This window comes from Rhizobium sp. 11_C7_N12_5, from assembly GCF_051811145.1.
Taxonomy (GTDB): Bacteria; Pseudomonadota; Alphaproteobacteria; order Rhizobiales; family Rhizobiaceae; genus Rhizobium; species Rhizobium lusitanum.
The window spans coordinates 1,217,975-1,232,233 of sequence record NZ_JBPWPY010000003.1; the positions used below are offsets into that span (position 1 = coordinate 1,217,975).

11 protein-coding genes and 2 pseudogenes are annotated in these 14,259 nt (G+C 58.3%); 7 read left to right on the forward strand and 6 right to left on the reverse strand.

Going from position 1 to position 14,259, the window contains the following annotated elements; genetic code table 11:
- Window positions 1-6: 6 nt before the first annotated feature.
- The 6 genes and pseudogenes from AB8B29_RS35065 (at window position 7) to AB8B29_RS35090 (ending at window position 5,039) form a co-directional block, all read left to right on the forward strand.
- Window positions 7-1,008 (forward strand): zinc-binding dehydrogenase, encoded by a 1,002-nt coding sequence (locus tag AB8B29_RS35065; protein WP_037200140.1) that lies wholly within the window; start codon window positions 7-9, stop codon window positions 1,006-1,008.
- Between the two features lie 189 nt (window positions 1,009-1,197).
- Window positions 1,198-1,509 (forward strand): alpha/beta fold hydrolase, encoded by a 312-nt coding sequence (locus tag AB8B29_RS35070; RefSeq protein ID WP_051964149.1) that lies wholly within the window; start codon window positions 1,198-1,200, stop codon window positions 1,507-1,509.
- Window positions 1,510-1,528: 19 nt separating this feature from the next.
- Window positions 1,529-2,260 (forward strand): epoxide hydrolase family protein, encoded by a 732-nt coding sequence (locus AB8B29_RS35075; RefSeq protein WP_245297510.1) that lies wholly within the window; start codon window positions 1,529-1,531, stop codon window positions 2,258-2,260.
- Between the two features lie 444 nt (window positions 2,261-2,704).
- Window positions 2,705-3,095 (forward strand): annotated as a pseudogene (locus tag AB8B29_RS35080) (tyrosine-type recombinase/integrase); the annotation flags it as partial.
- A 123-nt stretch (window positions 3,096-3,218) separates the two neighbouring features.
- A complete protein-coding gene (locus tag AB8B29_RS35085) occupies window positions 3,219-4,337 on the forward strand; it encodes a serine hydrolase domain-containing protein (protein WP_037200177.1) in 1,119 nt (372 codons plus the stop codon).
- A 207-nt stretch (window positions 4,338-4,544) separates the two neighbouring features.
- Complete coding sequence (locus AB8B29_RS35090) at window positions 4,545-5,039, forward strand: GNAT family N-acetyltransferase (protein WP_037200141.1); 495 nt, start codon at window positions 4,545-4,547, stop codon at window positions 5,037-5,039.
- A 546-nt stretch (window positions 5,040-5,585) separates the two neighbouring features.
- On the opposite strand, the gene AB8B29_RS35095 is transcribed toward AB8B29_RS35090, so the two are convergent.
- The 4 genes from AB8B29_RS35095 to AB8B29_RS35110 all read right to left on the reverse strand — a co-directional run bounded on the left by AB8B29_RS35095 (window position 5,586) and on the right by AB8B29_RS35110 (window position 10,392).
- Window positions 5,586-6,062: a chemotaxis protein CheW gene (locus AB8B29_RS35095; protein ID WP_037200143.1), complete on the reverse strand. Its 477-nt coding sequence runs from the start codon at window positions 6,060-6,062 to the stop codon at window positions 5,586-5,588.
- Window positions 6,062-7,993 (reverse strand): methyl-accepting chemotaxis protein, encoded by a 1,932-nt coding sequence (locus tag AB8B29_RS35100; RefSeq protein WP_081938850.1) that lies wholly within the window; start codon window positions 7,991-7,993, stop codon window positions 6,062-6,064. The genes AB8B29_RS35095 and AB8B29_RS35100 overlap by 1 nt, the downstream gene beginning before the upstream one ends.
- Window positions 7,994-8,394: 401 nt before the next feature.
- A complete protein-coding gene (locus AB8B29_RS35105) occupies window positions 8,395-8,661 on the reverse strand; it encodes a LuxR C-terminal-related transcriptional regulator (protein ID WP_037200144.1) in 267 nt (88 codons plus the stop codon).
- 1,263 nt (window positions 8,662-9,924) lie between these two features.
- Window positions 9,925-10,392 carry a hypothetical protein gene (locus tag AB8B29_RS35110; protein WP_037200146.1) on the reverse strand — a complete coding sequence of 156 codons (468 nt, stop codon included), beginning with the start codon at window positions 10,390-10,392 and terminating at the stop codon, window positions 9,925-9,927.
- Window positions 10,393-11,182: 790 nt separating this feature from the next.
- On the opposite strand from AB8B29_RS35110, the gene AB8B29_RS35115 reads away from it, so the two are divergent.
- The gene (locus AB8B29_RS35115; RefSeq protein ID WP_037200147.1) at window positions 11,183-12,100 is read left to right on the forward strand and encodes a recombinase family protein; all 918 of its coding nucleotides are present in this window, start codon (window positions 11,183-11,185) and stop codon (window positions 12,098-12,100) included.
- Between the two features lie 109 nt (window positions 12,101-12,209).
- Here the strand turns inward: AB8B29_RS35115 and AB8B29_RS35120 are convergent.
- Both AB8B29_RS35120 and AB8B29_RS35125 read right to left on the reverse strand, forming a co-directional pair.
- Window positions 12,210-12,751: pseudogene (locus AB8B29_RS35120) on the reverse strand (cation transporter).
- A 1,107-nt stretch (window positions 12,752-13,858) separates the two neighbouring features.
- Window positions 13,859-14,017 carry a TniB family NTP-binding protein gene (locus AB8B29_RS35125; RefSeq protein WP_081938852.1) on the reverse strand — a complete coding sequence of 53 codons (159 nt, stop codon included), beginning with the start codon at window positions 14,015-14,017 and terminating at the stop codon, window positions 13,859-13,861.
- Between the last annotated feature and the right edge of the window lie 242 nt (window positions 14,018-14,259).

Here is a 14,259-nt window from a genome sequence, read left to right on the forward strand (position 1 = left end):
CCCGCGATGCGTGCCGCAGTGTATTTCAAGCATGGAAAGCCTGAGGACGTTCTTCAGGCTGTCGAAGTCGAAGATCCCAAGCGTCCCGAGCACAACGAAGTGCTGATCCGGGTGCTGCTTCGGCCGGTCCACCACGGCGACCTTCTCGGCGTATCGGGACGCTACCAGTCGGGAGCGGTGGTTCCGAAAGAGGGTGTGCGTGTCGGCTTCGAGGGCTATGGCATCGTCGAGGAAGCAGGTGATGGCGTCGACCTGAAGCCGGGCACCCGCGTCGCCTTTTTTCCCGGCAAGGGCGCGTGGAGCGAGAAGGCCATCGTCTCGGCCGAATACGTCACCGAAATCCCCGATGACGTATCTGATGAAGCCGCGGCGCAGCTTCACGTCAATCCGCTGACGGCGGCGCTCCTTCTGCGCGCCGTCGAAACATCCGGCGCGAAGCCGGGCCGCGACGTACTCGTTCTCACCGCCGCCGGATCCGCGGTCGCCAGACTCCTGATCGGACTGCTTCTCGATCGTGGCTTCGACGTGGTCGGCGTCGTCCGGCGGGAAGCCGGCGTGAACGAACTCAACGTGGTGTTCCCGGATCTGCCTGTTGTCTCGACCGACAAGCCCGGCTGGCAGGAGAATGTCATATCTGCGGCGGACGGTCATCCGATCGGGGTCGTGCTCGACCCTGTTGGCGGCGAGACTGCCAGTGCGGCCGCCGGGCTGCTCGCTCAAGGTGGCAGCCTTGTATCCTATGGCGATCTGTCCGGGCAGCCGATCTCGGTCTCCGCACTTTACTTTTCGACGCGCGACATCCGGATATCGGGCGTGACCGTTGGGCGGTGGGCAAGCCTACCAGTCAAAATCCGCAAAGCCGATCTCAAGCTGGCGATAGAACTGGCCGCGGGCAAACCGGAGCTTTTCCCGGTCGAGAAGACATTCGATCTGGCAGACGTCGGCAAGGCGGCGGCGCTCGTCGAAATGCCTGGCAAGACTGGGACGGTCCTGCTTTCCTCCTACTAGCAAGCTGCCCCGTTGCGGCACGAGAGCCGAAATCTGGAACAAGAACATCCAGGCGGAGCAAATCCAGACATCGGCGCTCGCTACGCGCAGGTCTAATCTTGATCCGATATTTCAACGGATCGTCGACAACCCAACCATCATAAAACCAGAACATGAGAGATCGAGCAAAAGTGGTTCTTCCGCTACCTGATGAAGGATGAAAGCAGGATCGACGCCCGCGACCGCGCCGTCTATGCGGCGGCTTACGCGAGCCGCGATGCAATCCGCGCCGGCAACGCCTGGTATCAGGCCTTTCCACAAGACATCATCGATGATGGCGACTACGCCAAACTCGAGATGCCGGTTCTGGCGCTCGGCGGCCCCGGTTACGTCTGGCTGAAGACGACCCTTGAGCGAAAGACGACCAATCTGCAGGTCTTCAAGATCGCTGACAGCGGCCACTTCATTGCCGAAGAGCAGCCGGAAGAAACCCTGAAACACATCATCGACTTCCTCAACTAAGATTCTCCAGGAAAAAGCCATGACACTTCAATCGACTGACTCTTCGCGTCGGCGCATGCTACAGCTTGCTCTCGCCCTGCCTGCCGCGACCGCCTTCGTTTCGCAAGCGGCGGCTCAGACATCCGGCCTAAACATTCCGCCGGCTTCGAAAGACATCAAGCCGTTCAGTGTGTCCGTGCGGCAGTCGGCGATCGACGACCTCAAGCAAAGGCTGAAGAACACCCGCTGGCCCGAGAAGGAAACGGCGTCTGACTGGTCCCAGGGCGTACCTCTTCAAAAGGCGAAGGCGCTTATCGCTTATTGGGAGAGCAAATACGACTGGCGGAACTTCGAGAAGCGCATCAACGCCTATCCACAATTCCGCACTGAGATCGACGGGCTCGGCATTCACTTCATCCATGTGAAATCGAAGCATGAGAACGCCCTGCCGATCATCCTGACCCATGGATGGCCAGGGTCGGTGGTGGAGTTCCTCAAGGTTATCGGGCCACTCACCAACCCGACCGCGCACGGCGGCACAGTTGAGGACGCGTTGCACGTCGTCATTCCCTCTCAGCCCGGCTTCGGGTTTTCGGACAAGCCCCAGGCAGAGGGATGGAACGTCGTACGCACGGCGAAAGCTTGGGCCGAGCTGATGACCCGTCTTGGCTACAGCAAGTGGGTCGCACAAGGTGGGGAGTGGGGTTCCGGCGTGACCCATGCCCTCGGCCACATCCGGCCTGCAGGGCTTGTCGCAGCTCACGTCAACTAGCCGCTCGTCTTCCCGGAAAAATTCCCGGACAATCCGACCCCGAGGAAAAGGCAGCGATGTATGCGGCCGCCAAGTTTGCCAACGACCAGTTCGGCTATTTCAAGGAACAGGCAACGCGTCCACAGACAATCGGCTACGCGCTTGCCGACTCCCCGGTCGGCCAGGCAACATGGATCTACGAGAAGTTTCAGGCCTGGACCGATAACCGCGGTGAACCAGAAGACGCTTTGACCGTCGACGAGATGCTCGACGACATCTCCCTATACTGGTTTACGGACACTGCGGCCTCTTCCGCTCGGAACTACTGGGAAAACGCGCGCAACGGCGGGGGATTCGACGCTGGTCGTATCGAGCTGCCGATGGCCGCGACGATCTTCCCGAAGGAAATCTACCGGGCGCCGAAGGCATGGGCCGAAGCCCATTGGCCAAACCTCGTCTACTGGAACGAAGTCGACAAGGGCGGGCGAAGACCGAGCTCATGTTGTTCTGATTGGCCGGCCGGTCGAGGCCCTAAAACGATGGATCGAGGAGTCCAGGATCGACATTGCGCCTGTGTTCCGTCCGATCGACCAATGGAGCAATGTCGGCCGGCGGGCGTTGACGCCGCAATCGGTCAATCTGATCCTGAAGACCCGGTGCAAGCAGGCGGGTCTCGATCCAGAAGAGTTTTCGGCGCACGGGCTCCGATCGGGCTATCTGACCGAAGCAGCCAATCGTGCCGTCCCCCCTGCAGGAGGCTATGCAGCAGTCGCTGCACAAATCGGTGCCGCAGGCGGCGAGTTACTACAACAATACCGAACGCAAGCAGGGTCGGGCAGCTCGATTGAGCATTTGAGCCGCGGCATCGAGGATTACTTGCAGTTCTACACGACACTATCGGCGCTGCGCCGCCTTGCGGTACAAAGCAGAATATGTCGTTGTGCGCCTGCTTATTCGGAAGTACCGGAGGATGGTTGCGATGAAGACGCGGATCGACGCGGTTATCGAAAGGGCGATAGTGGCCGGCAAGATCGTCGGCACTGTCGTGATCGTCGTCAAAGACGGAGAGACCATCTATAGCCGCGCTGCTGGTTATGCTGATCGCGAAATCGGAAAGCCCACTGAAACGCGGACCATATTCCGCCTCGCGTCCGTGACCAAACCGCTCGTGGCAGCAACCGCTCTAGCTCTCATCGACAAGGGCAGGCTGTCGCTTGGCGACCTTGTGCGAGATTATCTCCCCTACTTCCGGCCGAAACGGCCGGACGGCGAGATAGCCGATATCACCATACACCACCTTCTGACGCATACGGCAGGTCTGAGCTATGGCGCAGATCCGGAAACCACACCATCCGAGCGGATGTTCAATGCCGGCCTTGCCGACACAGATCTCGATTTCGAGGAAAACTTCAGCCGACTAGCGACCTTTCCGCTCCTGGCCGTGCCAGGTACGCTTTGGTCTTACTCGATCGCCATCGATGTCCTTGGGGCAGTAATCGCCCAGATCGAGGAGTGCAGTTTGGGAGAGGCGGTGCATCATCATGTGGCCGAGCCGCTGGGAATGAACGACACCGGCTTCTCTCTCAGCGATCCCGAACGGCTTGCCACACCCTATGCTGACGCCAGTCCGGCGGCCGTCAGAATGGGAGATCATCATCTGGTTCCCGATGATGCCGGCAATCTGCTGACTTTTGCACCGATCCGGCTGTTCAATCCCAAGGCTTTCCAGTCCGGCGGTGCGGGCATGGTGGGAACCGCGCCGGATTTAATTGCCTTTCTCGAAGCTGTTCGTCGCGGTGGCGCACCCATCTTGAAGGCCGAGACGGCGAAGGCCGCGCTTCTCAACCAGATCGGCAACATCCCACGCCCAGGCGAACCAGGACAAGGATTCTCCTTTTTGGGTGGAGTGATCCAGGATCCAGTTTTGGCAGAGGTTCCGATGTCGAAAGGATCGATAACGTGGGGCGGAGTTTATGGACACAGCTGGTTTATAGATCCCGTGAAAGGCATTTCCACTGTGATCATGTCCAACACGGCGGTAGAAGGTTGTTTGGGAACCTATCCACGTGATATCGCTCGGGCGATCTACAACGCCTGACGCCTGTTGGACGAAACAGTGTCGCGGCATTTGCGAGGACGCTGCTGCCCATGGCTGTTGAGGCAATACGAATCTCATCTCATCCAGTTTGTCGCCGCGCATTCGGCGGTCGCGATGGACTAGCCAACAAACGCACGCTGTTGCTCTCGGTTCTTGATTAGAGACGTCTGTTCACGACCAATTTCGCGACACTTCGGGAGAAGAAGTATGCTCGAGATCCGTCCAGCGGAAACCGCAGACCATGCAAAAATCTTACACCTCTGGCATCGAGGATGGCATGATGCTCATGCCGATCTCGTTCCCCCTGAGGTTCTGGCATTCCGGACCGAAAGTCACTTTGCAATCTGGCTGAAGGAGGCGCGCGACACGTTCTACGTCGCGATCGATGCCCAGCTAGTTGGATTTGTCTACGTTAAAGATGCCGAGGTCGTCAAACTCTATGTCGGCAAAAGCGCTCGCGGAACCGGCGTAGCCCATGCCTTGCTATCCTTTGCCGAAGAGCTCTTGTTTGAAAAAGGCGTGCAAGAGGCCGAGTTGTTTTGCACGGCCGGCAATAGTCGGGCCGAAAAGTTCTATAAGCGGGAAGGATGGAACCTGTCTGCGTCGTTTGACGATGCTCTTTGGGTCCCTGAGGGCTCCGGCGGTGGATTTTTGGTCCCTACCCATCGTTTTCAAAAAGCCCTGATGCCAGTCGCGCGATAGGCTCGTGGCGAATGTCGCACGGTTTCTCAATCGGAGCAGCAATTCAGGCCACGCAAGCTGGGCTAAGGCAATGTGTCAGGTCGGCCTGATCACCGGCTCATTACTGATGAGTGCACTGTTTGCCAGCGTGGTCGGCGATACCGCAACTGCGGCCGCCGGCATGGCGACGGATGTCACGCTTCGCCTTCCACGTCGCAGCCGCCATGGCAGGGGCTTTCCTGCCTTCTCTCACGCGTCGTCCGCGTCGGCGTCACGCCTGACACCCCGCAACAAGGATCATGCGCAATGCAACAGAACAACCTGCCGTCGCATCGTAAACTTAACGACAAAAAGGCGCGACCATGAAGCGGGCCTCTTTTGTGTGTCATGTCCAGGCGATTTTTGCCTACAGGTTCATCGCCGCTGCGGCCGGAGCAACTCCTCGACAAACATGCTGAGCTTCAACTGATAGAGATGAATACGTCTTCGCAATGGAAGCTCCCGGCGGCTTTTGCGAATTTCAGCATTATCGGACGCATCGCATGCACCGATGCGTCCGATGTCAAATCAGGCAGCCTGTTCCCATTCACCCGGTTCGCCGGTAGCGAATATGACGTCGAGATTGAGGAAGCATATCATGTCCTTGTCGCGGGCGAAGATCCCCTCGGCATATCCGTTGGCAGATATGCCGGCCGCCGCAGGGACTTGTTGAAGCTCGTCACCCCGGATTGTCAGTATGTCCGAGACACGATCGACCATAAGGCCGATGGTCTTGTCCTTGACGACAGTGACGACGATCGCGCTACGCTCGCTGGTTTCCGCTGACGCCATCCCGAGCTTGACCGCGAGATCGACGATCGGGATCACTGTGCCTCGAAGGTTCATCACCCCCATAACCTCTGCCGGCGTATGCGGTAGAGGGGTGACTGGCGCCCATCCGCGGATTTCGCGAATGGAGGTGGTGCGCACGCAAAACTGCTGTTCATGCAGCATGAAGGCGATGATCTCCAGCGTATCGGCGTCGTGGCTGAGCATCTGGTTCATCAGAAATCCTCCCAGCCGTCCTTGCCGGCGTCGATGGCTGCGTTGCCGGAGAAGGCCGACGCGATCTTCCGGCCGAGCGCTCTGGCCGGAGAAGCGGCAGGGACCTCGCGTCCGGACGCAGGGCGGATGCTACCTGCCGAACCGCTGCCCAATTTGAACTGAGAAAGAAGCTGGTTCAACGACTGAACTTCCCTGGCAAGGCTATGGCTTGCGGCCGTCGATTCTTCCACCATCGCGGCGTTTTTCTGCGTGTCCTGGTCCATCTGATTGACGGCGGTATTGATCTGCTGGAGCCCGGAGGACTGTTCGTGGGCCGATTCCACGATCGACAGCACATGACGGTTGATCTCCTGCACTTCGGAGACGATCGTCTGAAGAGCCTTTCCGGTATCGCCGACGAGTTGCACGCCCTGATGCACCTGGTCGTTGGAGGTAGTGATCAGCGCCTTGATCTCCTTGGCGGCGGTCGCCGAACGCTGGGCGAGCTCGCGTACCTCCTGGGCAACGACAGCAAAGCCCTTGCCGGCTTCGCCCGCCCGCGCCGCCTCGACGCCGGCATTCAGTGCAAGCAGGTTCGTCTGGAAGGCGATTTCGTCAATAACACCGATGATGTTGGAGATCTCGCCTGACGACTTCTCGATCTCCTCCATTGCAATCACTGCCCGGCGCACGATCTCGCCGGATTGTTCCGCGCCAGCTTTGGCGCGGGCTACGAGTTGACCGGCGTCCTGGGCCCGCTGGGTGGCGTTCTTGACGGTCGTGGTGATCTCTTCCAATGCTGCGGCCGTTTCCTCGACGGCGGCCGCCTGCTGTTCGGTGCGCTTGGCGAGATCGTCAGCAGCCGAACGGATCTCGTTCGCGCCACCATCGATGCCGCGGGCGTTCTCGGAAACCCGCTTCAAGGCTTCCTGCAGTTTTTCGGCTGACTGATTGAAGTCGCCGCGAACGCCATCCAGCGACTGGGTGAACGGCTGGGCGATGCGGTAGGAGACATCGCCATCCGACAGCTTCGAGAGGCCGGCTGCGAGACTGTCGACCGCGAACTGGATGTCGGCAGCTTCCTTCGCCCTCTGCTTTTCACGCTCGATGCGTTCCTTCTCGCTCATCGAGCGATTGGCTTCCGTTTCCTGCTCAAGCCGGATTCGCTCAATGGCATTCTCGCGGAACACCTGGACGGCTGCCGCCATCTCTCCGACTTCATCCTTGCGCTCGATATAAGGGATGGCGCTGGAATTATCACCGCCCGCAAGCTTGCGCATGGCTTCGTTGATGTTGCGGATAGGCTTGACGACCAGAAGAAAGACGAGCCACAGAGCCGCCACCGAGAGTGTCACGGTCAACCCGCTGGTCAAATAGTTGCTGAATGCGGTCTGGTCGGCTGCTTGTTTCGATTCCGCGTTCCGCTTGCCGAGCAGCCCACGCTCTTCGTCCTGCATCTCGCGAACCTTGGCGCGAATGGCGTCCATGAACTGCTTGCCGGCACCGGCGCTCTCCATCGCCCGGGCCTGCTCCCGGGTGGCGGAGGCCTGCATCAGCGTTTTTTCCTTTTCGAGCACCTTGTCGGTCCAGTCGGAGACGTAACCGTCGAGATCGGCCAGACGTTTCTGCTGGACAGGATTGTCTGCCGTCAGATTTTTGACGTCGCCGAGAGCCTGCCTGTAAGTCGCCTGTCCCGCCTTCTGCGGAGCCAGAAACGCTTCGTCGCCGGCGATAAGGTAACCGCGCAACCCGGTCTCCTGGTCGACCATCGACGCCACGATCTTATCGAGGTTGGAAAGAACCAGGTAGGTGTGTTCCGTAATCGCCACCGCCTGATTCTGGCGGGCAAGACCGCTCAGATTGATGACGCAGACGATGATACTCAGGAGGATGACGACTGCAAAGGCTAAGGAAATCTTGGTGAGTATCTTCAGATTGGTGAATGCGGACATTGTCGAACCTTTGATGATCGAACGGTGGCGAAAGCGAAGCAGTTTGCCTTTCGCCCCAAGGTACAGCGAATGGGAGCGGGTTGATCCCGGGGATCCCAAGGGGAGCGCGCGGTCAGGTTTCAGCTAGTCAGGTTCGCGTGCCGGAATGTTCTATCCGCTGGTGATCGGCCATCGGGCAAGTTCGTTCGACCTCCGCTCGCAAGGAGCGCGGCTCGGAATGCTTCACACTGGAAACGTCTGGACAGGACAGAGGAACAAATACCCTCATGGCAAATGACTCTGTAACCCGATTATTCGGGTGTATTGGTTTATTTTTCGCTAACGCAGAGTAATAAACAAAGGTGCAAAAGTTACTTCGCTAGATCTTTTGTATTTCGTCGAAATATTGCCTTGAATGCCGATCAGGCGACGAGCCGGCGTCTGATGGCGTCGGCAATCGCCTTGGTCCGGTTGCCCGCCTTCAACTTCTTGGCTGCCGAAATCAGGTAGCTATTGACGGTATTGACGCGGTAGCCGGTTGCCTTCGCGATCTTTTCGCTCGTCAGGCCAAGGCTTGCCGGCGACAGGCAGGCGATCTCACGTTTGGGAAAGCTTGAGTTTAGCCGAGTTCGTCTGCGACGCCATCCCGGTGGCGCAGCCGTCGCTCTTGCAAACAAGAATGCCCGCATCGTCTGGGCGCTCATCTCCGGGAACGAGGACATATGGGATATGTGGGGCAGTTTGCGAAGCCATGGCCTGAAGTAATAGGAAGAAGTTTACACGCCTGACAATTGCAGCAAAATGGCAGTAGATGGAATACGGTCACTACCGTTGCTTCTCAAACCTGATGTCTGGCTCGGCACGGCTTCGGCCAATGTCTAGGCTGTTGGTTTCCACGCAGAACTGAGGCTGCTCGCTAAACTCAAGGCCGGCAGCCATGACATTAAGGCCGAAATCATCTGTCTGTTTGCAGCAAAGTTGCTTGATTTCGTCCGTAATCCCTTTTCCATTGCAAAAGCTCTCAATACATTTCCCGCCCTCGCCGGAGCGATCGCTCCGCGCCAAGATTGCCGGCACCTTTCTCTCTCTCAATGCGGGGCTTAGATTACGGCGCGTGTCAGTATCCCCTGGGGAACAGCCGCCCCTGTGGCGTTCCCGCGACGAATTCCGCTGACAAGTGCTTCGCAGGGTTTAAGATGATCCACGCTTCGAAACGGGCGTCCAGCGAGACGGATGATACCCAAGCAGAGCAAGTCCATTGTCGCGCATGGCCTGCAGAAAGAAGTATCCAATACACTTCCGTATAGAGATTTTTCTCTTTTATATCAACCAGTAAAAACCTGCTCCAAAACAGCACGAGAGCTACCTTATAAGGTAAATAGGACAAAATAAGGGGCCGTGAAAGCCACGGTCGCCGGACATCACAAACAGTACTCGCCTTGGTGCGCATAGCGATCACCATCGAATGCAAAGGACGTTTGTGCCGGCTCGTGTCAAGGATCGACCTAGACGGTCATCGATCCCCGGGGAGCCTATTTCGCCTGCTCAGGGTCGCGCTCATCTGCAGCCGTCTTCTTGAAGACCTGTGCACAAGCGCTCGCTCTGCGAGTTGGTTGCGGGCCTGGGTATTCCTTGACCGGGGCAAATCATGATTCAGTCCCGGGATGGCAAGGAAACGGCTCGCCTCCCCTGAGCATGCCGATACGCTTTCGCTGGAGGCACTGCGAAGCTTGGTTGTTGACTCGAGACATGAATTAACCCGGTTTTCTGCTTGATCCTGAGCAGGCCAAGCTTCAGACAAGGCAATGAAAAACATTGATTTTCATAGCAGTCGCTGAATCATGGCGAGATGGCAAACTGGGTGAATCTTGCACGCAATTCAACAGCTTGGGCTGACCATAAATGTGGCGGGCACCATGGTACCCGCCATGTCATTCGCAAATGGGTGCGCCTTAGTTAGCGGCCGGCGCCGCCTGGGTGGTCATGCATTCGGACAAGCCCATGAAGGCCTTCTCGCCGCCCGCAAGGCTGAAATCGGCAGTAGTGCTGTTGGCCGTCAGGCTCAGCGACTTGCCGCTGGTCAGTGCCATGACGGCCTCGGTCGTGTTCGGGACGTCGATCGTTGCCGTTGCTGCCGTGTCAGCAGTCGACGAGAAATTTGTGGCCGTGCCACCATCGATCGACCAGGAGCCGGTCACCTGATCGCCCTTGGCGAAAGTGAACTTCGAAGAATTGGCAAACAGGACGACCTTGTCGCCAACCGCGAGAAGACCGACGCCTGTGGCGGGGTTCTGAGCGAGGCAACCGGTGAAGGTGTCGCCCTCTTTCAGCGGCGTGACGGAGAAATCGGCAGCATCGACGGACGCAGTGGTCAGAAGCATGGTGGCGAGGGTCATAGTTGTCAGGTGAAGTCTGTTCACTGCATTTCCTTCATGAGCGCGGGGAAAGCGATTAAGCGCTTGGTTACAAAAAAACCGCGACCCCGGTTTGGACTGGACGGAGAATCTACGTTCAGCGAAACGGAAGCCTCGCCAAAGCCCTCAGCGGTTGTCGCCCGGATTGTCGTTTCCACTCATAACCCCGGCAAAATTGTTTCACTCCAATACTTAAACAGAAAGTACCGGATATTTTCGCGGTTCATTTCTGGGCTGATTTGCTGTTCTTGACGGTCGAACGCTTCTCTGGGTAACGGCGAGCAGGAGCCTCTATGGATTGCAGCTGCATCGCCAAATTGATCGCACAACACAACTAAATCCTCAGCACAATCCGACATAAACCGAGAGTGCCACCCATTCTGCTCCACGTACCCTTACAAGCCAGCGACCATGCAACGACCTTTCGAAGGCGTGTCCTGACTCCCTATGCATCGCCCGCAAGCGCGGTCGGCTTGTCGGCAATTCAACACCATACTTGGTTTGCTCCGAGGCCCAGATCTCACGAAGTCGATAATGGCCCATCCGGCAAGAAGCCGACAACCCATTGTAGCGATAGGCCGCCACTAACCACTTTCGAAGTAGATGGCTTCGCGCGATTTCCTCCATAGAGGCTCACTGACGCATACTCTGCGGTCGCGACGTATCAGCGCCTGCCCCACACCAGAAAACGCGCTGTGTGGCCTTCCATTATGGTCATAAAATACGCTTGCAAAGGTACCTTTTCTCATGCATTCCCTATCTGTACAAACGTCGATCAAGATGGACCGATAAATCGATGGCGAAAGCAGCGAAGGCCGAGCCCCCTCCCCCGACCCAAAGGCTGATCGGATATGCCCGCGTTTCGACAGAGGACCAGCTCAATGACGCTCAGGTCGACGAGTTGCGCGCCGCCGGTTGCCACCGCATTCATCAAGAGCACGGATCGGGAGCCTCACGCGCAAGGCCGGTGCTCGCCAAACTGCTGAAAGAACTTGGCGCCGGCGACGTGCTGATCGTCGTTCGTCTCGATCGCTTGGCACGATCGGTCAGCCATCTGCTTCAAGTGATCGAAGATCTCGAGAAGCGCGGCGTGCATTTCCGCTCTCTGCGCGATCCGATCGACACGTCGACGCCGCAGGGGATGTTTTCCCTCGAGGTGCTCGGCGCCATCGCCCGGCTCGAGCGTGCCCTCATCGCGGAGCGGACCAAGTCCGGCATGAAAGCCGCCAAGGCGCGTGGCAGGCTGGCTGGCAATCCCGGGCTTCGCGAACGTCGGCCGGAGGCAGTGCGTGCGGTCTCAGCCGCTCGCGGCCGCGCCTATCTGGACGAGTTGATTGCGTCGGCCCAGACATGGCTGCCGACCGTGCGCCAGCTACGCCCGCAGCATAATTGGGACGACATCGTTCGGATCCTCAATCGGAAAGGCCACGACTGGACAGCTGAGCGATTGCGCCGGGCGGTCCAGCGGATGGTGCGCGAGAAACTCGTCGAGTCGGACTTGATCAAGCGCTCCCCTCGCCGCCGGCCCGAGGATCATCTGATGCGGCTGGTCGCCGGGATCGCCATCGCCGATCCTGATCTGTCGCTGCGCGATATCGCTGCCCAATTGGACCGGATGCACCAACCGCCAGCACGTGGCGGTCGGAAGTGGCAGCCGTCTTCCGTCAGGGCGTTGCTCGACGAAGCTCGCCGCTTCGGATTGCTCCGCGATTGAGCCCCTAGCGGAGATCGGAATAAGATCTGTCAGAAGCCGGACGCTAGCCTCAATTTTTCGCTTCCAATGAGGGCGGCAACACGACGGATAGCGCCGCGGGCTCATCAATCTATGCTTCAACTCCGGAGCGGTGCTCTCCCGTGGCGGCTTTGAACACCTCACGTGGAGCATCAGCGTTCATTGCGGCAATGCCAATCCCAACGATGAGATCAGGCCAGGCCGACGACCGCAGGAACGCGGTTATCAGCCCTGCTACGATGATTGCGATATTGGCGATCGCATCGCTTCGAGCAGACAGGCAGGCTGCCTTGGTGAGACTGCCGCTATAGCTTCGGCACAGCGCTGACAGGAAAGCACAGAAAGGTTGATTATCAGCGCGCCGGCGCCCGGCGCGGTCGGGGATAGCGGATCAGGCGGCAACAGAGATTGAAGCTTGGTCCAGGCGGTCCACAGTGTTGCAAGCCCTCGCACCATCAAATGTGTGGCCAGCAGCATACCGAGCCTTGCGCGATTTCGAGCGCTCCAACCCGGTCCGATCACAATCAACGTGTTGACCGACGCATCCTCAAGGAACTCCAAACTATCTGCGAACCGTGTTGCTTGAACTAGATCGAGCAGTTGCGCTGGAGCTATCAATGGACCGTGCGCCACGCCGACGACAGGTCGGCGAGAGGGTTCCTGGACGGTGAAAACGGGGTGGCGTCCGAAGGGAAGCTTTAGGTCAACCCACGCAATGAACGGCTTCTCATTCGCCTGCGACGGCGCCCACAAGACTTGGACCGCATCCTTTGTGACGTTCCGCGCCACGGCATCCGCTCTCTCCGTGATGGCGGCCCCGACAGTTGCCGTCAGCGCGAGTAGAAAATCCAACCGAGCCGGATCCTCTTGGCTTTCCTTTCCGCTCGAGACCGCATTCGCACATTGACCGCAAATGAGTCACGCCATTTCCTCGACACATTGGAATCGAAATTGGGTCCGCGCAAAGCAACATTCGCAGAAGTCCTGCAGCATTCGCCGATGTTTCCGCCAAACCACCGTTTCGACATGAGCCCATTCGCGACGAAGATAGTGATCCCGGCCAGCTGACACGTGCTCATCAAGGCAATCAGGGCACCCCCTGCTCACGGCGATCTGCAATATACCGGTCTATCGACATCAGCGATTAGCTCAGAATCATTTGCTCAATTTCGGCGATTCTTAATCTGGCCGCTCGCGCGATCTGAGGACCAGAGGATCCGGGCGAAAATCCCGCAACTCGAAACTTCCGAACGCAGGCGGCCAATCCTCATGCCCTAACCAATGCTCGATTTCGCCCGACGCGCATCCAGAGCGACAAGCCACTCTTGCCTGCCTGGACAAGGTTAGCTCGTCAGCGTAGGACCTCCGCGCGATCGCCAAGAGGCGGATTTGCATCGCCGCACCGATCGCCACTGTAGCAAATGCTCCGACCGTCGAACCATAGCCACAAGCGGCAACACAAGGTCCTGGCGGCTGAAGCCGTCCGCGGCGATACATCCACTACCGTTGCGGACGGCGTCGTTAGCAACGGTTTCCATCAACCGGAATATGCGCCCAGTCATGCCATCCGCAAGCTCGAGAACCCGCAGACGAACCGCCGGAGATGTTGCTGCCGATGCCGGCATGGGGGAGAAATGGACGCTAGGCTGGAATGAAGCTACGTCAGGCGCTGATCATTCCACCAGTGCTCCAGGTGTAACGGATCAAATGTCCGGCGAGCTGCGGGTCCGTTAGAAGCGCTCACCGGGCACGATCGATGCCCACACAGATCAACGGCACCTTCAGGTCGGCGGCAAGGAAGCGGATCACATTGAGGAAAATCCGCAGCTGGCGAAACGCGCCAGTCAGCATTGGGTGGATATCGTCGATAGCAAGCATTCGCACGCCCATCCTGCGCATCGGGGCCAACTCAAACTTTACAGCTGTAAAGTCCCCGGCTACTGCGAGGGGAGGGGACGGCGCAACTTTACAACTGTAAAGTCTTTGCAGCGACTCAAGGCGACTGCCACAGAGCTGAGTAAGTTGAAACCAGCGGAGCGTTTATTTTTCATTAACTAAAAATGGCTTGTCGAATCGGACGACCTCTGCCAATCATGACGGAAATGCCCCCGCAAAATGAATAAAACCGTCAAGAGGACCGG